Source organism: Escherichia sp. WS1368 (assembly GCF_046487485.1).
Classification (GTDB): Bacteria; Pseudomonadota; Gammaproteobacteria; order Enterobacterales; family Enterobacteriaceae; genus Escherichia; species Escherichia coli.
The window spans coordinates 129,962-150,717 of the sequence record NZ_JBJQJI010000009.1; the positions used below are offsets into that span (position 1 = coordinate 129,962).

The 20,756-nt window shown below is 54.2% G+C and carries 23 protein-coding genes; 15 read left to right on the plus strand and 8 right to left on the minus strand.

Annotated features, from left to right (window positions below):
- Positions 1–6: 6 nt before the first annotated feature.
- From livJ to ftsY, 5 genes are all read right to left on the minus strand, one after another.
- A complete protein-coding gene (gene livJ / locus ACJHYD_RS16540; protein WP_001350438.1) occupies positions 7–1,110 on the minus strand; it encodes a branched chain amino acid ABC transporter substrate-binding protein LivJ in 1,104 nt (367 codons plus the stop codon).
- A gap of 270 nt (positions 1,111–1,380) precedes the next feature.
- A complete protein-coding gene (gene rpoH / locus ACJHYD_RS16545; RefSeq protein WP_000130217.1) occupies positions 1,381–2,235 on the minus strand; it encodes an RNA polymerase sigma factor RpoH in 855 nt (284 codons plus the stop codon).
- A gap of 244 nt (positions 2,236–2,479) precedes the next feature.
- On the minus strand, positions 2,480–3,538 hold the full coding sequence (ftsX, locus tag ACJHYD_RS16550; RefSeq protein WP_001042003.1) for a permease-like cell division protein FtsX: 1,059 nt from the start codon (positions 3,536–3,538) through the stop codon (positions 2,480–2,482).
- Positions 3,531–4,199, minus strand: a complete 669-nt coding sequence (ftsE, locus tag ACJHYD_RS16555) for a cell division ATP-binding protein FtsE (RefSeq protein WP_000617723.1) — start codon at positions 4,197–4,199, stop codon at positions 3,531–3,533. The genes ftsX and ftsE overlap by 8 nt, the downstream gene beginning before the upstream one ends.
- A gap of 2 nt (positions 4,200–4,201) precedes the next feature.
- Positions 4,202–5,698, minus strand: coding sequence for a signal recognition particle-docking protein FtsY (gene ftsY / locus ACJHYD_RS16560; protein WP_001551783.1), 1,497 nt, complete (start codon positions 5,696–5,698; stop codon positions 4,202–4,204).
- Positions 5,699–5,847: 149 nt separating this feature from the next.
- Between ftsY and rsmD the strand changes: the two genes are divergently transcribed.
- Both rsmD and ACJHYD_RS16570 read left to right on the plus strand, forming a co-directional pair.
- Positions 5,848–6,444, plus strand: a complete 597-nt coding sequence (rsmD, locus tag ACJHYD_RS16565; protein WP_000743193.1) for a 16S rRNA (guanine(966)-N(2))-methyltransferase — start codon at positions 5,848–5,850, stop codon at positions 6,442–6,444.
- A complete protein-coding gene (locus ACJHYD_RS16570; RefSeq protein WP_001295207.1) occupies positions 6,434–6,703 on the plus strand; it encodes a DUF1145 family protein in 270 nt (89 codons plus the stop codon). Before rsmD ends, ACJHYD_RS16570 begins: the two co-directional genes overlap by 11 nt.
- A gap of 2 nt (positions 6,704–6,705) precedes the next feature.
- On the opposite strand, the gene ACJHYD_RS16575 is transcribed toward ACJHYD_RS16570, so the two are convergent.
- Positions 6,706–7,065, minus strand: coding sequence for a DUF2500 domain-containing protein (locus tag ACJHYD_RS16575; RefSeq protein WP_000042886.1), 360 nt, complete (start codon positions 7,063–7,065; stop codon positions 6,706–6,708).
- Between the two features lie 140 nt (positions 7,066–7,205).
- On the opposite strand from ACJHYD_RS16575, the gene ACJHYD_RS16580 reads away from it, so the two are divergent.
- Both ACJHYD_RS16580 and zntA read left to right on the plus strand, forming a co-directional pair.
- Positions 7,206–7,832, plus strand: coding sequence for a lysoplasmalogenase (locus tag ACJHYD_RS16580; RefSeq protein ID WP_000964718.1), 627 nt, complete (start codon positions 7,206–7,208; stop codon positions 7,830–7,832).
- Between the two features lie 73 nt (positions 7,833–7,905).
- A complete protein-coding gene (gene zntA, locus ACJHYD_RS16585) occupies positions 7,906–10,104 on the plus strand; it encodes a Zn(II)/Cd(II)/Pb(II) translocating P-type ATPase ZntA (protein ID WP_001551784.1) in 2,199 nt (732 codons plus the stop codon).
- A 101-nt stretch (positions 10,105–10,205) separates the two neighbouring features.
- Here the strand turns inward: zntA and tusA are convergent, their stop codons facing one another.
- Positions 10,206–10,451: a sulfurtransferase TusA gene (gene tusA, locus ACJHYD_RS16590; protein WP_000130615.1), complete on the minus strand. Its 246-nt coding sequence runs from the start codon at positions 10,449–10,451 to the stop codon at positions 10,206–10,208.
- A 221-nt stretch (positions 10,452–10,672) separates the two neighbouring features.
- Between tusA and ACJHYD_RS16595 the strand changes: the two genes are divergently transcribed.
- On the plus strand, positions 10,673–11,338 hold the full coding sequence (locus ACJHYD_RS16595; RefSeq protein ID WP_001100467.1) for a 7-cyano-7-deazaguanine/7-aminomethyl-7-deazaguanine transporter: 666 nt from the start codon (positions 10,673–10,675) through the stop codon (positions 11,336–11,338).
- Positions 11,339–11,410: 72 nt separating this feature from the next.
- On the plus strand, positions 11,411–11,968 hold the full coding sequence (gene dcrB / locus ACJHYD_RS16600) for a phage sensitivity protein DcrB (protein WP_001245295.1): 558 nt from the start codon (positions 11,411–11,413) through the stop codon (positions 11,966–11,968).
- A gap of 3 nt (positions 11,969–11,971) precedes the next feature.
- Here dcrB and ACJHYD_RS16605 read toward each other — a convergent pair whose 3' ends face one another.
- Positions 11,972–13,189 carry an MFS transporter gene (locus ACJHYD_RS16605; protein ID WP_001309018.1) on the minus strand — a complete coding sequence of 406 codons (1,218 nt, stop codon included), beginning with the start codon at positions 13,187–13,189 and terminating at the stop codon, positions 11,972–11,974.
- A 131-nt stretch (positions 13,190–13,320) separates the two neighbouring features.
- Here ACJHYD_RS16605 and ACJHYD_RS16610 point away from each other — a divergent pair, with 131 nt between their 5' ends.
- The 9 genes from ACJHYD_RS16610 to ACJHYD_RS16650 form a co-directional block, all read left to right on the plus strand.
- Positions 13,321–14,370, plus strand: a complete 1,050-nt coding sequence (locus ACJHYD_RS16610; protein ID WP_001551785.1) for an AI-2E family transporter — start codon at positions 13,321–13,323, stop codon at positions 14,368–14,370.
- 54 nt (positions 14,371–14,424) lie between these two features.
- Positions 14,425–15,012, plus strand: coding sequence for a 4'-phosphopantetheinyl transferase AcpT (acpT, locus tag ACJHYD_RS16615; RefSeq protein WP_000285781.1), 588 nt, complete (start codon positions 14,425–14,427; stop codon positions 15,010–15,012).
- Positions 15,013–15,122: 110 nt separating this feature from the next.
- A complete protein-coding gene (gene nikA, locus ACJHYD_RS16620; RefSeq protein ID WP_000953368.1) occupies positions 15,123–16,697 on the plus strand; it encodes a nickel ABC transporter substrate-binding protein in 1,575 nt (524 codons plus the stop codon).
- Positions 16,697–17,641, plus strand: coding sequence for a nickel ABC transporter permease subunit NikB (gene nikB, locus ACJHYD_RS16625; RefSeq protein ID WP_000947068.1), 945 nt, complete (start codon positions 16,697–16,699; stop codon positions 17,639–17,641). Before nikA ends, nikB begins: the two co-directional genes overlap by 1 nt.
- A complete protein-coding gene (nikC, locus tag ACJHYD_RS16630) occupies positions 17,638–18,471 on the plus strand; it encodes a nickel ABC transporter permease subunit NikC (protein ID WP_001008963.1) in 834 nt (277 codons plus the stop codon). The genes nikB and nikC overlap by 4 nt, the downstream gene beginning before the upstream one ends.
- Positions 18,471–19,235: a nickel import ATP-binding protein NikD gene (gene nikD, locus ACJHYD_RS16635; protein ID WP_001136198.1), complete on the plus strand. Its 765-nt coding sequence runs from the start codon at positions 18,471–18,473 to the stop codon at positions 19,233–19,235. Before nikC ends, nikD begins: the two co-directional genes overlap by 1 nt.
- The gene (gene nikE, locus ACJHYD_RS16640; RefSeq protein ID WP_001521512.1) at positions 19,232–20,038 is read left to right on the plus strand and encodes a nickel import ATP-binding protein NikE; all 807 of its coding nucleotides are present in this window, start codon (positions 19,232–19,234) and stop codon (positions 20,036–20,038) included. The genes nikD and nikE overlap by 4 nt, the downstream gene beginning before the upstream one ends.
- A 4-nt stretch (positions 20,039–20,042) precedes the next feature.
- Positions 20,043–20,444 (plus strand): nickel-responsive transcriptional regulator NikR, encoded by a 402-nt coding sequence (nikR, locus tag ACJHYD_RS16645; protein ID WP_001190062.1) that lies wholly within the window; start codon positions 20,043–20,045, stop codon positions 20,442–20,444.
- Between the two features lie 202 nt (positions 20,445–20,646).
- Positions 20,647–20,756 (plus strand): hypothetical protein (locus ACJHYD_RS16650; RefSeq protein ID WP_001372263.1); only part of this gene is annotated, 110 nt, incomplete at its 3' end.

The window sequence follows — 20,756 nt, forward strand, 5'->3', positions numbered from 1 at the left end:
TAATGATTACTTCGCATCGGTCGCCGTGCCGTTGGCGTGCCAGTCAAATACGCCGAACTCAAAGCCTTTCAGATCGCCTTTCTCATCCCAGGTCAGCGGCCCCATCACCGTATCCACGGAGTTCGCTTTCAGGTATTTGGCGATTTCAGCCGGATCGTCAGACTGATTCAGACCCGCCTGCAAAGATTGCAGCGCGGCGTAGGTGGTCCAGACGAACGCGCCGCTTGGGTCCTGTTTCTTCGCTTTGATCGCGTCAACAATGGGTTTGTTCGCCGGAACCTGATCGTAGTTCTTCGGCTTGGTCACCAGCAGCCCTTCCGCTGATTCGCCCGCAATGTTAGACAGCGAGACGTTAGCCACGCCTTCCGGCCCCATAAACTGAGTTTTCAGCCCCGCCGCGCGTGCCTGACGCAGGATTTGCCCCATTTCCGGGTGATAACCGCCGTAGTAAACGAAGTCGATATTCTCTTTTTTCAGACGCGCCACCAGCGTAGAGAAATCTTTTTCCCCGGCGGTGATACCATCAAAGAACACCACGTTAGCATTGCCTTTCTTCAGGCCGTCCTGCACCGCACGCGCCAGACCTTCACCGTACTGCTGTTTGTCGTGGACGATAGCAATACGCTGCGGTTTCACTTTCTCAAGAATATATTTCGCCGCCGTCGGCCCCTGGTCGGAGTCCAGGCCGGTAGTGCGCAGGATCAGCTGATAGCCACGAGCGGTCAGCTCTGGCGCGGTTGCCGCTGGGGTGATCATTAAAATGCCTTCATCTTCATAGATGTCTGACGCTGGCTGCGTTGATGAAGAACAGAGGTGACCAATCACATATTTAATGCCGTCGTTAACGACTTTGTTCGCCACCGCAACCGCCTGTTTCGGGTCACAGGCATCGTCATATTTCACGATTTGCAGTTTGTTGCCTTTGATACCACCTTTAGCATTGATATCCGCAACCGCCTGCTCAGCACCAGTAAACTCCTGGTCACCGTACTGGGCCACCGGACCGGACATTGCGCCCACGACCGCGACTTTAATATCTTCTGCCAGAGCCATATTGCTGAATGCCAGCGCGATACATCCTGCCAGTAACGCTTTACCCTTCATGTTCATCCTGAGGTTCCCCATTCTTCTGGTTATTACGTGTGTTGTGGTGTTGTGATTCAGCACTTTATTTCGTTTTATGCATGACTACCCGTGCTTTAGCAGCATACTCTGCTAAAACATACCCCATTTTTATGATATTGGAATAGCTATTTTGACAGTTTATTAACAATCTGCGTGGGGATTGGCGTTTTGCCGGAGGGGAAACTGATTATTGCAGAGGCCCAAAAAACAAAAACCCCGGATTCTCATCCAGGGTTCTCTGCTTAGTAGCGGAAATTACGCTTCAATGGCAGCGCGAAGTTTTTTCATCGCGTTCTTTTCCAGCTGGCGCACACGCTCAGCGGAAACACCGTAACGGTCAGCCAGCTCCTGCAACGTGGACTTGTTGTCTTCGTCCAGCCAGCGCGCGCGGATGATATCCTGGCTACGCTCGTCCAGACCTTGCATCGCGTCGGTCAGACGGTTTGCCGCCTGCTCTTCCCAGTTATCATCTTCGATGCCGTCAGCAAAGTTAGATGATTTATCCTGCAGATAGAGCACCGGAGCCATCGGCTGGCTATCCGAATCGTCGTCGGAAGACAGGTCAAAGGTCATGTCCTGTGCCGCCATACGCGACTCCATCTCACGTACGTCTTTGCTGGTTACGCCCAGTTCACGGGCCACCATTTCAACTTCATCCTGGTTAAACCAGCCCAGACGCTGCTTGGTTTTACGCAGGTTGAAGAACAGTTTGCGCTGCGCTTTGGTGGTCGCAACTTTGACGATACGCCAGTTACGCAGAACGTATTCGTGGATCTCTGCTTTGATCCAGTGGACGGCGAAGGAGACCAGGCGCACACCCACTTCCGGGTTAAAACGGCGCACTGCTTTCATCAGGCCGATGTTACCTTCCTGAATCAAATCCGCCTGTGGCAGGCCATAGCCCGCATAATTACGAGCAATATGAACAACAAACCGCAGGTGAGACAGGATCAGCGTTTTAGCTGCTTCCAGATCGCCATGGTAATGCAGCTTTTCAGCCAGCGCCCGCTCCTCGTCAGCCGACAACATCGGCCACGCGTTAGCTGCCCGGATGTAGGAATCCAGGTTGCCAACTGGGGCTAAAGCTAAACTTTGCATTTTGTCAGTCATTCAAATCCTCTCAATCGATATCTTCTGGCGCTTCAGTGGTAGCAACAACTGTGCCAGAGCTTAAGAGCAACGAGGTTATCATTCACTGTTTTATCAGACAGTGATTTTATCCACAAGTTCAATGCAACGCTGTGAATAAATTACGCACAAAATGTGACATAGAGATGAAATACCGGGAAGAGACAACGGGGTCTCTTTCCCTGCTACGGAACCCATTGCAGGGAAAGAGTATAACACGCTTTTATTATTCAGGCGTAAAGTGGCGTAAATGTTGTACCGTGGCAAGCCACGCTGCCACCCAGCCAATCATCGAGCATACCAGCAGCAACAGCAGGCATTCATCGAACGATAAGCCATTGATATCAAACTTTGTTCCGAAAACCTGTGCCACTTCCGCAACCGCCGATGACAAACGCAGTACCAGAATTTCTGACAAAATTAATGACAGCAATGCGCCAGAAAATCCCAGCAGTGCGCCACCGTACAGGAACGGGCGCAGGATGAAACCATCCGTCGCACCAATCAGTTTCTGCACGTTAATGGAGTCACGGCGAGCAAAGATGCTCAGACGCACACTGTTGCCGATGACGAGAAACACTGCTGCCACCATCAACACGCCGATCATCGCGGAAACGCGCCCGACCAGCCCGGTTAACGCCGCCAGACGGGCAAACCAGCTGTCATCCATCCGCACTTCGTCAATGCCGTTGATCTGGGTGATACGATCACGCAGCGTATTCAGTGATTCTGTCCCCTGAAAATCGAGTTTCGGGATCACCACCGCCACTGCCGGAAGCGGGTTTTCTTCCAGCATATCCAGCGCACCACCAAAACCAGACCAGTTACGGAACTCGCCCAGCGCGTCTTCACGAGAAAGATAGTTCACTTTCTCCACGCCTTGCTCGGCCTGCAACTGTGCCACCACACCCGCAGCGGCGTCATCGTCCAGCGTTTTTTGCAGATAAACAGTGATTTGCGGTGACGGATAATATTGCGTCGCCGCCTGGTTAACGTTTTTGTACACCATATAACAGACGCTGGGCAGCGTCAGGGAGATGGCGATAACCATCACCGTTAAAAACGTGGCGAACGGTTTGCTTTTCAGATCCTGCAATGCGCCGTGGAAGGCATAGCGCACCTGTTCGTTGAAAACGTTGGTTTTGCGATTTACCGGTTTTGGCGAGGATTTCGCGCGTTTTGGCGCGTTACGACCGCCGTCGCCTGAGCCGCCGACCGATTTACGGAAGCGATCCAGACGCCCGCCAAACTGCCGAATATGATTGATTGCATCGCGCTTATTCATGGCCCACGCCTCCATGCAAGTGACCATCGCTCAGGGTGAGCATGCGATAGGAACGCCGCGAAATCAGGTTGATGTCGTGCGTTGCCATCAATACGGTTACCCCAACGCGGTTAAACTCTTCAAACAGACGTAAAATGCCTTCCGACAACGCGTCGTCCAGGTTACCAGTCGGTTCGTCCGCCAGCAGTACCGCGGGCTTATTCACCACCGCGCGGGCAATGCCAACACGCTGTTGTTCACCGCCCGAAAGCTGAATAGGGAAGTTCTTCGCTTTGTCCAGTAGCCCGACTTTATCCAGTGCCGCCGACACCCGGCGACGAATATCGTCACCGCTGGCACCAGCGATAATCAGCGGGATCGCCACGTTATCGTAGACAGTACGGTCCATCAGTAGATGGTGATCCTGGAAAATCATGCCAATCTGGCGGCGCAGAAACGGAACTTCACGGTTTTTCAGACGCGTGATGTCATGGCCGCTAAACCAGATTTTCCCGGCGCTGGGCCGCTCAATCCCACAGATCAGCTTCAGGAGGGTACTTTTCCCTGCGCCGGAATGACCGGTCAGAAACGCCATCTCACCCGGCTGCATATGGAACGTAACGCCCTGCAGCGCCTGTCTCCCACCGAGATAAGCCTTGCTGACATGTTCAAAGCGAATCATTGTTAATCCTCTCGGGCAAAAAGTGCCTCTATAAAGTCGTCCGCCTTAAACGGACGCAAATCCTCAATACGTTCGCCGACACCAATGTAGCGGATAGGAATACCAAACTGGTCAGCCACCGAGAAAATTACCCCGCCTTTCGCCGTGCCGTCCAGTTTCGTTAGCGTGATGCCGGTTAAGCCAACGGCTTCATGGAACAGTTTGGCCTGGCTTACCGCGTTCTGCCCGGTGCTGGCATCGATAGTCAGCATAACTTCATGCGGCGCTTCAACGTCGAGTTTCTTCATCACGCGGACGATTTTCTTCAACTCTTCCATCAGGTGCGATTTGTTCTGCAGGCGTCCGGCGGTATCGGCAATCAGGACGTCGATATTACGCGCTTTAGCGGCCTGAATGGCGTCGAAGATAACAGAGGCGGAATCCGCACCGGTATGCTGGGCAATCACCGGAATATTGTTGCGCTGACCCCAGACCTGAAGCTGTTCAACCGCTGCCGCACGGAAAGTATCGCCCGCCGCCAGCATCACCGATTTACCCTGCTGCTCAAACTGACGCGCCAGCTTACCAATCGTCGTGGTTTTACCCACACCGTTGACGCCTACCATCAGGATCACGAACGGCGTTTTACCTTCAACATTCAGCGGCTCATCGACTTTCGCCAGAATCTCGCCCATCTCTTCTTTCAGCAGGCCATAGAGCGCCTCGGCATCACGAAGCTGCTTGCGGGATGCGCCTTCCGTCAGATTGGTGATTATTTTACGTGTGGTTTCCACGCCCACATCGGCGATCAACAGCTGTTCTTCCAGCTCTTCAAACAGATCATCGTCGATTTTTTTACCGCGGAACAGGCTGATAAATCCGGAACCGAGATTTTCTTTAGTTTTTAACAGGCTGCGTTTCAGGCGCGCGAAGAAACCTTCTTTGGTCGGTTTTTCCTGCTCCTGAGCGATTTCTTCTACCGGCTGCTCTTCTTCTGCCGGAGGAACCACCATCACTGCCTCTTCTGCCGCTTCGGCAGCCAGCGCCTGTGCTTCCAGCTCTTCGTCGGTGATTTCTTCTTTAGCCGCTTCTTCTTCCGCCGCTTCGACAATCTCTACGGTTTCCGCTTCAGCCCGCCACTCTTCTGGCGAAACCTCTTCGGCGTTGACGTCTTCCGGCAACGGCAGCTCTTCACGTTCGATAGCCACTGGCTCCGGCGTTTCTTCTGCGACCAGTTCCGGCTGTGCAACGACTTCCGCTTCAGGCTGCGCTTTTTCACTTTCAGCAACCTGTTCAGTGACTTCCACAACTTCGGCAGCAAAAGTTTCCGCTTCGGCCTCAGTATGCGCCTGCGGCTGCTCTTCAACGGCTTGTTCCGAAGCCTTCGCAGGCTCTTGCGCCTGAACGATTTCTTCTACAACCGGTTGTTCATTCTGAACTTCTGTCTCTTTTTCCGGGGTCTGCTCTTTTTGACCAAAGCCCAGCCAGGAAAAAAAGCCACGTTTTTTTTCTTTCGCCATTTGCGACTACACTCCTCGCTGTTGCTTCATGGCACAGCGTTAACGCTATGTACATAGCAGCTAAAAAAATGATGAAATAGTCTATCACTTAACTTAATTCACATCACCGCCTGCAAGTATGTGTTATCTGGCGGATTGAGCAATTTATCATGAAAAAACCGAATCATTCCGGCAGCGGCCAAATCCGCATTATTGGCGGGCAGTGGCGAGGCCGTAAACTCCCGGTTCCTGATAGCCCAGGTCTGCGCCCCACCACCGACCGCGTACGCGAAACGTTGTTTAACTGGCTGGCTCCGGTCATTGTTGACGCCCAATGTCTGGATTGCTTCGCCGGGAGCGGCGCGCTGGGGCTGGAAGCGTTATCGCGCTACGCTGCGGGGGCCACGTTGATTGAGATGGATCGCGCGGTTTCTCAGCAGTTAATTAAGAATCTGGCGACACTAAAAGCAGGCAATGCACGCGTGGTGAACAGCAACGCGATGTCATTCCTGGCGCAAAAAGGCACACCGCATAATATCGTGTTTGTCGATCCGCCGTTCCGCCGTGGCTTGTTAGAAGAGACGATAAATTTACTGGAAGATAACGGCTGGCTGGCTGACGAAGCCCTGATTTATGTCGAAAGCGAAGTCGAAAACGGTCTGCCCACTGTTCCGGCAAACTGGTCATTACATCGGGAAAAAGTGGCGGGTCAGGTGGCTTATCGGCTGTATCAACGCGAAGCACAAGGAGAAAGTGATGCTGATTAATATTGGTCGTTTGTTAATGCTCTGCGTTTGGGGATTTTTAATCCTCAACCTGGTGCATCCCTTCCCACGCCCGCTGAATATTTTTGTTAACGTGGCGCTGATTTTTACCGTGCTGATGCATGGTATGCAGCTGGCGCTATTGAAATCGACCTTGCCGAAAGATGGCCCGCAGATGACCACCGCCGAAAAGGTACGGATTTTCCTTTTCGGCGTGTTTGAACTGCTGGTCTGGCAGAAGAAATTTAAAGTTAAAAAATAACCTTATTGTTCGCCAACAAAGCTGACAAAGCGCGTTCCTTTATAGCTCAGCGTACCTTTATCGCCCACTGTCAGGGCGTGGTACTGCTGGGCGTCGAGGCGAAACGTCTGCTCCATTCCTCCGCTTTGCGGTTTGAAGCTTGCCTCATAGCGCATACTGGTGCCTGCCGGAGTCACTTCCTGCTGGCGCGAACGGCGATCGTTAATCGGTTTTTCCCGCTTGTTGCTCACCACCACCAACTTTTGCTGGAGCGGTGCCATATCATTATCAGCTTTTTCCCGTCGTTGTTGCATAAAACGAAACGATGCGGCGACGATGATTAAGCCAATGATAACAATAAAGAAAAGAGGTGGTTTGCTCATCTTTATCCCTCATCGGAAAATGCGGAATTAAGCATACCCTGCCAGTTATGGTGTTGTCATCCGTCCACCCTCGCCACTAAACTGGAAGCAAGACCGTAGGCATTCCGCTTACGAAAAAATAACGAATTCAAGGAACTAAGATGCTTTGGTCGTTTATCGCTGTCTGTCTTTCCGCATGGCTATCTGTGGATGCATCGTATCGTGGGCCAACCTGGCAACGCTGGGTGTTTAAACCGTTAACCCTTCTTCTCCTGCTGTTACTGGCCTGGCAAGCGCCGATGTTCGACGCCATTAGCTATCTGGTGCTGGCGGGGCTGTGCGCCTCACTGCTGGGCGATGCGCTAACCCTGTTGCCACGTCAACGTCTGATGTACGCCATCGGCGCGTTTTTCCTCTCGCACCTGCTGTACACCATCTATTTCGCCAGTCAGATGACGCTCTCTTTCTTCTGGCCTCTGCCACTGGTGTTGCTGGTTCTGGGGGCGCTGTTACTGGCGATTATCTGGACGCGGCTGGAAGAGTACCGTTGGCCTATCTGCACGTTTATCGGCATGACGCTGGTGATGGTGTGGCTGGCAGGTGAACTGTGGTTCTTCCGTCCGACCGCTCCGGCGCTCTCTGCGTTTGTTGGCGCTTCGTTGCTATTTATCAGTAACTTTGTCTGGCTGGGGAGCCACTATCGCCGACGCTTCCGTGCGGATAACGCGATTGCTGCGGCCTGCTACTTTGCCGGTCACTTCCTGATCGTCCGCTCGCTGTATCTCTGATAAAACTTGACTCTGGAGTCGACTCCAGAGTGTATCCTTCGGTTAATGAGAAAAAACTTAACCGGAGGATGCCATGTCGACTCCTGACAATCACGGCAAGAAAGCCCCTCACTTTGCTGCGTTCAAACCGCTAACCACGGCACAGAACGCCAACAACTGTTGCTGCGACGGCGCATGTTCCAGCACGCCAACGCTCTCTGAAAACGTCTCCGGCACCCGCTATAGCTGGAAAGTCAGCGGCATGGACTGCGCCGCCTGTGCGCGCAAGGTAGAAAATGCCGTGCGCCAGCTTGCAGGCGTGAATCAGGTGCAGGTGTTGTTCGCCACCGAAAAACTGGTGGTCGATGCCGACAATGACATCCGTGCCCAGGTTGAATCTGCGGTGCAAAAAGCGGGCTATTCCCTGCGCGATGAACAGGCCGCCGACGAACCGCAAACATCACGCCTGAAAGAGAATTTGCCGCTGATTACGCTAATCGTGATGATGGCAATCAGCTGGGGTCTGGAGCAGTTTAATCATCCGTTCGGGCAACTGGCGTTTATCGCGACCACGCTGGTTGGGCTGTACCCGATTGCTCGTCAGGCATTACGGCTGATCAAATCCGGCAGTTACTTCGCCATTGAAACGTTAATGAGCGTAGCTGCTATTGGTGCGCTGTTTATTGGCGCAACGGCTGAAGCTGCGATGGTGTTGCTGCTGTTTTTGATTGGTGAACGACTGGAAGGCTGGGCCGCCAGCCGCGCGCGTCAGGGCGTTAGCGCGTTGATGGCGCTGAAACCAGAAACCGCCACGCGCCTGCGTAACGGTGAGCGGGAAGAGGTGGCGATTAACAGCCTGCGCCCTGGCGATGTGATTGAAGTTGCGGCGGGCGGGCGTTTGCCTGCCGACGGTAAACTGCTCTCACCGTTTGCCAGTTTTGATGAAAGCGCCCTGACCGGAGAATCCATTCCGGTGGAGCGCGCGACGGGCGATAAAGTTCCTGCAGGAGCCACCAGCGTAGACCGTCTGGTAACGCTGGAAGTGCTGTCAGAACCGGGTGCCAGCGCCATTGACCGGATTCTGAAACTGATCGAAGAAGCCGAAGAGCGTCGCGCCCCCATTGAGAGGTTTATCGACCGTTTCAGCCGTATTTACACGCCAGCGATTATGGCCATCGCCCTGCTGGTAACGCTGGTGCCGCCGCTGCTGTTTGCCGCCAGCTGGCAAGAGTGGATTTATAAAGGGCTGACGCTGCTGCTGATTGGTTGCCCGTGTGCGTTAGTTATCTCAACGCCTGCGGCGATAACCTCCGGGCTGGCAGCAGCAGCGCGTCGTGGGGCGTTGATTAAAGGCGGTGCGGCGCTGGAACAACTAGGTCGTGTTACCCAGGTGGCGTTTGATAAAACCGGTACGCTGACCGTCGGTAAACCGCGCGTTACCGCGATTCATCCGGCAACGGGTATTAGTGAATCTGAACTGCTGACACTGGCAGCGGCGGTCGAGCAAGGCGCGACGCATCCACTGGCGCAAGCCATCGTACGCGAAGCACAGGTTGCTGAACTCGCCATTCCCGCCGCCGAATCACAGCGGGCGCTGGTTGGGTCTGGCATTGAAGCGCAGGTTAACGGTGAGCGCGTGTTGATATGCGCTGCCGGAAAACATCCGGCTGTTGCATTTGCTGGTTTAATTAACGAACTGGAAAGCGCCGGGCAAACGGTAGTGCTGGTAGTACGTAACAATGACGTGCTGGGTATCATTGCATTGCAGGATACTCTGCGCGCCGATGCTGCAACTGCCATCAGTGAACTGAACGCGCTGGGCGTCAAAGGGGTGATCCTCACCGGCGATAATCCACGCGCAGCGGCGGCAATTGCCGGGGAACTGGGGCTGGAATTTAAAGCGGGCCTGTTGCCGGAAGATAAAGTCAAAGCGGTGACCGAGCTGAATCAACATGCGCCGCTGGCGATGGTCGGTGATGGTATTAACGACGCGCCAGCGATGAAAGCTGCCGCCATCGGGATTGCAATGGGCAGTGGCACAGACGTGGCGCTGGAAACCGCCGATGCAGCATTAACCCATAACCACCTGCGCGGCCTGGTGCAAATGATTGAACTGGCACGCGCCACTCACGCCAATATCCGCCAGAACATCACTATTGCGCTGGGGCTGAAAGGGATCTTCCTCGTCACCACACTGTTAGGGATGACCGGCCTGTGGCTGGCGGTGCTGGCAGATACGGGTGCGACGGTGCTGGTGACAGCGAATGCGTTAAGATTGTTGCGCAGGAGATAAGGCAAACCGATCGCAACATTGAGCGCGATCGGTCCCCTCGCTCCTCTGGGGAGAGGGTTAGGGTGAGGGGAAAAGGCGGCATCGAAGCCAATCTTTCCCCATCAACCGCCTTTGCGAATCAAATAACGATAAGGCAGTCCATCCGTCTCTTTCGCAACCAGTTCGTGTTCCATAAAGGTACAAAACCCAGGAATATCGCGGGTCGTCGCCGGATCGTCAGCAATAATCAGCAACGTTTCACCTGGCTGCATATTGCGCACGGTTTTGCGCACCATCATGACTGGTTCCGGGCAGCGCAGGCCAAGTGCGTCGAGTGTGTGGTCAGGGCAGGAAAAGAGATCGGTCATTTTCTTCTCATCACATAAAAAAACGGCGCTAGTTTACGCCCTGTGAGTCCGTAAGCAAACCAGGTTAACGATTGCGTGAAAATTAACCATTGCATTGTCAACGTAAAGCAGTATCATGCGGCGGCTCGAAAAAAGGGTAAGAACGTTATTTAATCAAGGTAAAATAGCGTGTCGTACGTATTGGGTTCCCTCACCCCAATGGTTAATCAAAAAGGTACAATATGAACGTTTTCTCGCAAACTCAACGCTATAAGGCGTTGTTCTGGTTATCGTTATTTCATCTGCTGGTGATCACCTCCAGTAACTATCTGGTTCAGCTTCCCGTCTCCATTTTTGGTTTCCATACCACCTGGGGCGCATTTAGCTTTCCGTTTATTTTCCTTGCTACCGACCTGACTGTGCGTATTTTTGGCGCACCGCTGGCCCGTCGTATCATCTTTGCGGTGATGATCCCGGCGTTGCTGATCTCCTACGTCATCTCATCGCTGTTTTATATGGGGTCATGGCAAGGATTCGGCGCGCTCGCCCACTTCAACCTGTTTGTCGCCCGTATCGCCACCGCCAGTTTCATGGCCTACGCGCTGGGACAGATCCTCGACGTGCACGTTTTTAACCGCCTGCGTCAGAGTCGCCGCTGGTGGCTGGCACCGACAGCGTCCACACTGTTCGGTAACGTCAGCGACACGCTGGCCTTCTTCTTCATTGCCTTCTGGCGTAGCCCGGATGCCTTTATGGCTGAACACTGGATGGAAATCGCACTGGTCGATTACTGTTTCAAAGTGTTAATCAGTATCGTTTTCTTCCTGCCAATGTATGGCGTATTACTCAATATGCTGTTGAAAAGACTGGCAGATAAATCCGAAATCAACGCTTTGCAGGCGAGTTAAAGGTTCGTTATCAGAGTTGTGATAAGATGGATGAATGAGCCGTTATGGCCGTTTATCGAAAGGAAGAAGTCAATGCGCAATCTGGTTAAATATGTCGGAATTGGCCTGCTGGTTATGGGGCTTGCGGCCTGTGATGATAAAGACACTAACGCTACGGCGCAGGGTTCGGTCGCGGAAAGTAACGCTACCGGGAATCCCGTCAACCTGCTTGATGGCAAGTTAAGTTTCTCGCTGCCAGCGGATATGACCGACCAGAGCGGTAAGCTGGGAACGCAGGCCAATAACATGCATGTCTGGTCCGACGCCACCGGGCAGAAAGCAGTCATCGTCATCATGGGCGATGATCCGAAAGAAGATCTGGCGGTGCTGGCGAAGCGTCTGGAAGATCAGCAACGTAGCCGCGATCCGCAGCTGCAAGTGGTAACCAATAAAGCCATTGAGCTGAAAGGTCACAAAATGCAGCAGTTAGACAGCATTATCTCCGCGAAAGGCCAGACGGCGTACTCTTCCGTTATTCTGGGTAACGTGGGTAATCAACTGCTGACCATGCAAATTACTCTGCCAGCTGACGATCAGCAAAAAGCGCAGACCACCGCAGAAAACATCATTAATACGCTGGTTATTCAGTAAGTTTTAAGATGATGAGGCGGCCTCAGGGACGTGTTCCGGAGGCCGTTTTTTTAATCGCCACGTCAGTAATAACGCGATTGCGACCAGTCCCGCCGCCGCCAGATAAATCACCGGGACGCCCGCCCAACTCATCACCAGCCCAGCCAGTGGTCCGGTCACGCCAAGCGATAAATCCATAAATACGGTGTAAGTTGCCAGCGCCGCCCCCTGATTTTGCTGCGGAACCGCTTTTACCGCCACTACGCCCAATGCCGGGAACACCAGCGAAAACCCTGCCCCCGCGAGTAAGACGCCGATTTTCGCCATCCACGGCATAGTCGCCACGCCAACCAGTAGCAGGCCGATTATCTCAACGCTAAAGCAAATCATCGCTACGTTTAAGCCGCCGATACGGTTAATGCCGTTAGGGAATAACAAACGCGTACCGACAAACGCACAGCTAAACAGCGTCAGCGCGAAAGCCGCACCGTCCCAACCTTTAGCGTCATAAAACAGCGTGATAAAGGTGGCGATGACGCCAAATCCGGCGGAAGCCAACGCCAGCGCCATGCCGTACAGCCAGACGCGCCCAAGCACCGCGCGAAACGGCAGCGGTTTGCCTTTACTGGCTTTTACCGTCGGACGCGGGATCGCCAACAAAATGGCCACCAGCGCCACGCCCATAATGATTAACGCTAACGCCTGCAAGCCGCCCCAGTGATAAAACACGACACCTAACGGCGCACCCATCGCCATCGCCCCATAAGTGACAATGCCGTTCCACGAAATCACCCGCCCGATATGCAGCGAACCAACCACGCCAACGCCCCATAGGGTCGATCCCGTTCCGGCAAAACTTTGCCCAATCCCAAGGATCACGCGCCCCAGGCAAAGTAATAACAGGCTGATGACGGGCAGACTGGCGGTTAATCCTGCCGTCAGATATCCCAGACCGCTCAAAAAGCAGCCGCATAAACCGAAGACGACAATCTTTTTGGGTCCCAGCAAATCGGCATAACGTCCGGCATGAGGGCGGCTCAGCAAGGTGGCGAAATATTGCAGGCTGATAACCAATCCTGCCCAGAAAGCGCTAAAGCCCATCACATCATGGACATAGCCCGGTAATACAGCGAGCGGCAACCCGATGGTGAGGTAGCTGGCGAAGTTAAACATGACAATGGAGACAATGCGCAAATTCAGGCGCAATCCGTTTAGCGCGGGTTCGGCTACGGGTTCGGGCATGAGGATCACCACATTTTTACAACAGTGTTTCATTTTTACCACGTGCTGACGTGAAAATCAGCAGTAAGAATCAGAATATTGCTGGCGTGACTCCCGCTACACTTAATACAAAAAGTCACAAGGAAGCCCCAATGGAAACCCCTCAACCCGATAAAACGGGCATGCACATTCTGCTCAAGCTGGCCTCGCTGGTAGTGATCCTCGCGGGCATTCACGCAGCGGCAGATATCATTGTGCAGCTATTACTGGCGCTGTTTTTTGCCATCGTTCTCAACCCGCTCGTCACCTGGTTTATTCGTCGGGGGGTACAACGCCCCGTTGCCATTACGATTGTGGTGGTGGTGATGCTGATCGCACTAACCGCGCTGGTCGGCGTACTGGCGGCATCGTTTAACGAATTTATATCTATGCTGCCGAAGTTTAATAAGGAGCTGACGCGCAAACTTTTTAAATTGCAGGAGATGTTGCCTTTTCTTAATTTGCATATATCGCCGGAGCGAATACTGCAGCGGATGGACTCGGAAAAAGTGGTTACCTTCACCACGGCGCTAATGACCGGGCTTTCCGGGGCAATGGCGAGCGTGCTTTTGCTGGTGATGACCGTAGTTTTCATGCTGTTTGAAGTGCGCCACGTCCCTTACAAAATGCGTTTTGCGCTAAATAACCCACAGATTCACATCGCGGGATTACACCGCGCACTTAAAGGCGTTTCGCATTATCTGGCGTTAAAGACGTTACTCAGTTTATGGACAGGTGTCATCGTCTGGCTGGGGCTGGCGCTAATGGGCGTACAGTTTGCGCTGATGTGGGCAGTACTGGCGTTTTTGCTCAACTACGTGCCCAATATCGGCGCGGTAATTTCCGCCGTACCGCCAATGATTCAGGTGCTGCTGTTTAATGGTATTTACGAATGTATTCTGGTCGGCGCATTGTTTTTAGTTGTCCATATGGTCATCGGCAATATTTTAGAGCCACGGATGATGGGCCATCGCCTGGGGATGTCCACCATGGTGGTATTTCTTTCATTGTTAATTTGGGGATGGCTGCTCGGCCCGGTAGGGATGCTACTTTCGGTGCCATTAACCAGCGTGTGTAAAATCTGGATGGAAACCACCAAAGGCGGTAGCAAACTGGCGATTTTACTGGGACCAGGCAGACCGAAAAGTCGGTTACCGGGATGAGGCGACAAGTGTTACGATACGCACTTTCATTTTCCATTAAACGTTGGCCCTGATATGTATCGGATAGTTCTGGGGAAAGTTTCGACCTTAAGCGCAGCTCCTCTGCCACCGGGTTTACGCGAGCAAGCACCGCAAGGTCCACGACGTGAACGCTGGCTGGCGGGGCGTGCATTGCTTTCGCACACGCTTTCCCCGCTACCGGAGATCATCTATGGCGAACAAGGCAAACCTGCATTCGCGCCGGAAACGCCGCTATGGTTCAACTTAAGCCATAGCGGTGACGATATCGCCCTGCTGTTGAGCGATGAAGGCGAAGTCGGCTGCGATATCGAAGTAATTCGCCCGCGCGCCAACTGGCGCTGGCTGGCGAACGCCGTGTTCAGCCTCGGGGAACACGCTGAGATGGACGCCGTGCATCCCGATCAGCAACTGGAAATGTTCTGGCGCATCTGGACGCGCAAAGAAGCCATCGTTAAACAACGTGGCGGCAGCGCCTGGCAAATCGTCAGCGTAGACAGCACCTATCACTCATCACTGTCGGTCAGCCATTGCCAGCTTGATAATTTAAGCCTGGCGATCTGCACCCCTACCCCCTTTACGCTCTCCGCCGACAGTGTGCAATGGATCGATTCAGTTAACTGATCCGCCCACCCGACTGTCCATCTTTTGATCCAGAACAGGTTATCAGTATGACGAGTACTTAAAATCGTCATACTTATTTCCGCCATCTATTTTAATCCATTGGGGTTACCATGCTCTCCACACTCCGCCGCACTCTATTTGCGCTGCTGGCTTGTGCGTCTTTTATCGTCCATGCCGCTGCACCAGATGAAATCACCACCGCCTGGCCGGTGAATGTCGGGCCACTAAACCCGCACCTTTACACGCCTAACCAGATGTTCGCCCAGAGCATGGTTTATGAACCATTGGTGAAATATCAGGCAGACGGTTCGGTGATCCCGTGGCTGGCAAAAAGCTGGACTCATTCTGAAGATGGTAAAACCTGGACCTTCACCCTGCGTGATGACGTGAAATTCTCCAACGGCGAACCGTTTGATGCAGAGGCGGCGGCAGAAAACTTCCGCGCAGTGCTCGATAACCGTCAACGTCACGCCTGGCTGGAGCTGGCAAACCAGATTGTTGATGTCAAAGCACTCAGTAAAACAGAGCTGCAAATCACCCTGAAAAGCGCCTACTATCCTTTCCTGCAAGAACTGGCCCTGCCACGCCCTTTCCGTTTTATCGCCCCCTCGCAGTTTAAAAACCATGAAACCATGAACGGAATTAAAGCGCCGATTGGCACCGGGCCGTGGGTTTTGCAGGAATCGAAACTGAATCAGTACGATGTCTTCGTCCGTAACGAAAACTACTGGGGCGAAAAGCCGGCGATTAAGAAGATCACTTTTAACGTGATCCCGGACCCGACTACCCGCGCGGTGGCGTTTGAAACTGGCGATATTGACCTGCTGTACGGAAACGAAGGGTTATTACCGCTCGATACCTTCGCCCGCTTTAGCCAGAACCCGGCTTACCACACCCAACTGTCACAGCCGATCGAAACCGTGATGCTGGCGCTCAATACCGCCAAAGCCCCCACCAACGAGCTGGCAGTACGTGAAGCTCTTAATTACGCGGTAAACAAAAAATCGCTGATTGATAACGCGTTGTATGGCACCCAGCAGGTCGCCGACACCCTGTTTGCTCCTTCTGTGCCCTATGCCAACCTCGGCCTGAAACCGCGCCAGTACGATCCGCAGAAAGCGAAAGCGTTGCTGGAAAAAGCCGGTTGGACGTTGCCTGCGGGCAAAGACATCCGCGAGAAAAATGGTCAGCCGCTGCGCATTGAACTGTCGTTCATCGGCACCGATGCGTTAAGCAAATCGATGGCGGAAATCATTCAGGCTGATATGCGCCAGATTGGCGCAGATGTCTCACTGATTGGCGAAGAAGAGAGCAGTATCTATGCTCGTCAGCGCGACGGTCGTTTTGGCATGATTTTCCATCGCACCTGGGGCGCGCCATACGATCCACACGCCTTCCTGAGTTCAATGCGCGTACCGTCGCACGCTGATTTCCAGGCACAGCAAGGATTAGCCGACAAGCCGCTGATTGATAAAGAGATCGGCGAAGTGCTGGCAACCCATGACGAAACGCAACGTCAGGCGCTGTATCGCGACATTCTGACCCGTCTGCATGACGAGGCGGTTTATCTGCCTATCAGTTACATCTCAATGATGGTGGTATCAAAACCGGAGCTGGGTAACATCCCCTACGCGCCGATCGCCACCGAAATTCCGTTCGAACAGATTAAACCGGTGAAACCTTAATGTTGCGTTACGTATTACGCCGCTTTCTGCTGCTGATCCCGATGGTGCTCGCCGCCTCGGTGATCATTTTTCTGATGCTGCGCCTCGGCACCGGCGACCCGGCGCTCGATTATCTGCGTCTGTCTAACCTGCCGCCGACGCCGGAGATGCTGGCCTCTACACGCACCATGCTGGGGCTGGATCAGCCGCTGTATGTCCAGTACGGCACCTGGTTGTGGAAGGCGCTGCATCTTGACTTTGGTATCTCATTCGCCAGCCAACGCCCGGTGCTGGACGATATGCTGAACTTCCTGCCCGCCACGCTGGAACTTGCAGGTGCCGCGCTGGTATTAATTCTGCTCACTTCCGTGCCGCTCGGTATCTGGGCGGCGCGCCATCGCGATCGTCTGCCGGATTTCGCCGTACGTTTCATCGCGTTTCTCGGCGTGTCGATGCCCAACTTCTGGCTGGCGTTTTTGCTGGTGATGGCGTTTTCGGTATATCTGCAATGGCTACCCGCGATGGGCTACGGCGGCTGGCAGCACATCATTTTGCCTGCGGTTTCCATTGCCTTTATGTCGCTGGCGATTAATGCACGGCTACTGCGCGCCAGTATGCTGGACGTCGCCGGTCAGCGTCACGTCACCTGGGCGCGGCTACGCGGCCTGAACGACAAACAGACCGAACGCCGCCATATTCTGCGCAATGCCTCGCTGCCGATGATCACCGCCGTGGGGATGCACATTGGCGAACTGATTGGCGGGACGATGATTATCGAAAACATCTTTGCCTGGCCAGGCGTCGGGCGCTATGCGGTGTCGGCGATTTTTAACCGTGACTATCCGGTGATCCAGTGCTTTACGCTGATGATGGTGGTGGTTTTTGTGGTCTGTAATTTGATTGTTGATTTGCTCAACGCCGCGCTGGATCCGCGCATTCGTCGTCATGAAGGAGCCCACGCGTGAACTTTTTCCTCTCTTCCCGCTGGTCGGTACGCCTGGCGCTGATCATTATCGCCCTGCTGGCGCTGATTGCGCTCACCAGCCAGTGGTGGCTGCCGTATGACCCCCAGGCGATTGATCTGCCGTCGCGCCTGCTTTCACCGGATGCGCAGCACTGGCTGGGTACCGATCATTTAGGGCGCGATATTTTCTCGCGGCTGATGGCGGCGACCCGCGTGTCGCTCGGCTCGGTAATGGCCTGCCTGCTGCTGGTGCTGACATTAGGGCTAGTTATTGGCGGCAGCGCCGGGCTGATTGGCGGGCGCGTTGATCAGGCCACCATGCGCGTCGCGGATATGTTTATGACCTTCCCGACGTCGATTCTGTCGTTCTTTATGGTCGGCGTACTCGGCACCGGGTTGACCAACGTGATTATCGCCATCGCCCTGTCGCACTGGGCGTGGTATGCGCGCATGGTGCGCAGCCTGGTGATTTCGCTACGCCAGCGCGAGTTTGTGCTGGCGTCACGGCTTTCCGGCGCGGGCCATGTGCGGGTGTTTGTCGATCATCTGGCAGGCGCGGTGATCCCCTCGCTGCTGGTGCTGGCGACGCTGGATATTGGTCATATGATGCTCCACGTCGCGGGGATGTCCTTCCTCGGCCTCGGCGTGACCGCGCCGACCGCCGAATGGGGCGTGATGATTAACGACGCGCGTCAGTATATCTGGACCCAGCCGCTGCAAATGTTCTGGCCGGGGCTGGCGCTGTTTATCAGCGTGATGGCCTTTAACCTGGTGGGTGACGCACTGCGCGATCATCTGGATCCTCATCTGGTGACGGAGCACGCACACTGATGCCGCAACAGATTGAACTGCGCGATATCGCGCTACAGGCCGCGCAGCCGCTGGTGCACGGCGTATCGTTAACCCTTAAACGCGGGCGTGTGCTGGCGTTAGTCGGCGGTAGCGGCAGCGGGAAATCACTGACCTGCGCCGCGACGCTGGGCATTCTGCCCGCAGGCGTTCGCCAGACGGCGGGGGAAATTTTAGCCGATGGCAAACCGGTTTCTCCCTGTGCCCTGCGCGGCATCAAAATTGCCACCATCATGCAGAACCCGCGCAGCGCCTTTAATCCGCTACACACCATGCACACCCACGCGCGTGAAACCTGCCTGGCGCTGGGGAAACCCGCCGATGACGCTACGCTTACCGCTGCCATAGAAGCGGTGGGGTTGGAAAACGCCGCGCGCGTGTTGAAGCTGTACCCGTTCGAGATGAGCGGCGGCATGTTGCAGCGCATGATGATTGCGATGGCGGTGTTGTGTGAATCGCCGTTTATCATCGCCGATGAACCGACCACCGACCTCGACGTGGTAGCACAGGCGCGCATCCTCGATCTGCTGGAAAGCATTATGCAAAAACAAGCACCGGGAATGCTGCTGGTCACCCATGATATGGGCGTTGTGGCGCGTCTGGCGGATGACGTGGCGGTGATGTCACACGGTAAAATTGTCGAACAGGGCGATGTAGAAACGCTGTTTAACGCCCCCAAACATACGGTGACGCGCAGCCTGGTTTCCGCTCATCTCGCCCTCTACGGTATGGAGCTGGCATCATGACTTTACTTAACGTCTGCGACCTTTCACATCACTATGCGCACGGTGGATTTAGCGGAAAACATCAGCATCAGGCGGTACTGAATAACGTTTCCCTGACCCTGAAAAGCGGTGAAACCGTCGCCCTGCTGGGACGCAGCGGCTGCGGAAAAAGCACCCTCGCGCGGCTGCTGGTAGGCTTAGAGTCTCCCTCACAAGGGAATATTAGCTGGCGCGGCGAATCGCTGGCGAAACTTAATCGCGCCCAACGTAAAGCCTTCCGCCGTGATATTCAGATGGTGTTTCAGGACTCCATCAGTGCCGTGAATCCGCGCAAAACCGTGCGCGAGATCCTGCGTGAACCGATGCGCCACCTGCTATCGCTGAAAAAAGCCGAACAACTGGCGCGCGCCAGCGAAATGCTGAAGGCGGTCGATCTCGATGACAGCGTGCTCGACAAGCGCCCACCGCAGTTAAGCGGCGGCCAGCTCCAGCGCGTCTGCCTGGCACGCGCGTTGGCGGTCGAACCGAAACTGCTGATTCTGGATGAAGCCGTTTCTAACCTTGATCTCGTGTTACAGGCGGGCGTCATTCGCCTGCTGAAAAAGCTACAACAACAGTTTGGCACTGCCTGCCTGTTCATCACTCATGACTTACGCCTGGTGGAACGCTTTTGCCAGCGAGTGATGGTGATGGACAACGGGCAAATCGTCGAAACCCAGGTGGTGGGAGATAAATTAACCTTTTCCTCTGACGCCGGACGTGTGCTACAAAACGCGGTATTACCCGCATACCCCGTGCGCCGTCGCGCCACAGAAAAGGTTTAAGTCTATGCAACGAGTTACCATCACGCTTGATGACGATTTACTGGAGACGCTGGACAGCCTGAGCCAGCGTCGTGGCTATAACAACCGTTCCGAAGCTATCCGCGATATTCTGCGTAGCGCCCTGGCGCAAGAGGCCACTCAGCAGCACGGCACACAAGGTTTCGCGGTGCTGTCGTATGTGTATGAACACGAAAAACGCGACTTAGCCAGCCGTATTGTCTCCACCCAGCACCATCACCACGATCTCTCCGTCGCGACGCTACATGTCCACATCAATCACGACGACTGTCTGGAAATCGCCGTGTTGAAAGGTGACATGGGTGACGTGCAGCATTTTGCCGATGACGTTATCGCCCAGCGCGGCGTGCGGCACGGGCATTTGCAGTGCTTGCCGAAGGAAGATTAAGCCTATTATTGGGTCCTTTGGTGAACGATCAACAAAGGGCCACTAGCACACCTGATTCCTCTCTAAATACCCTATCCGAACCTTCTCTTTTGTAACGTTCTAAATATATTCCTAAAAACCTTCAATTCATTGTGACCACAAGTTTTTCTTCGCTTTTTCGTATGAAGATACTGTCATTAAAATAATAGAAAAGGATTTTACGATGAGCGGAAAACCGGCGGCGCGTCAGGGCGACATGACGCAGTATGGCGGTAGCATTGTTCAGGGTTCTGCCGGGGTACGTATTGGTGCCCCCACCGGCGTGGCCTGTTC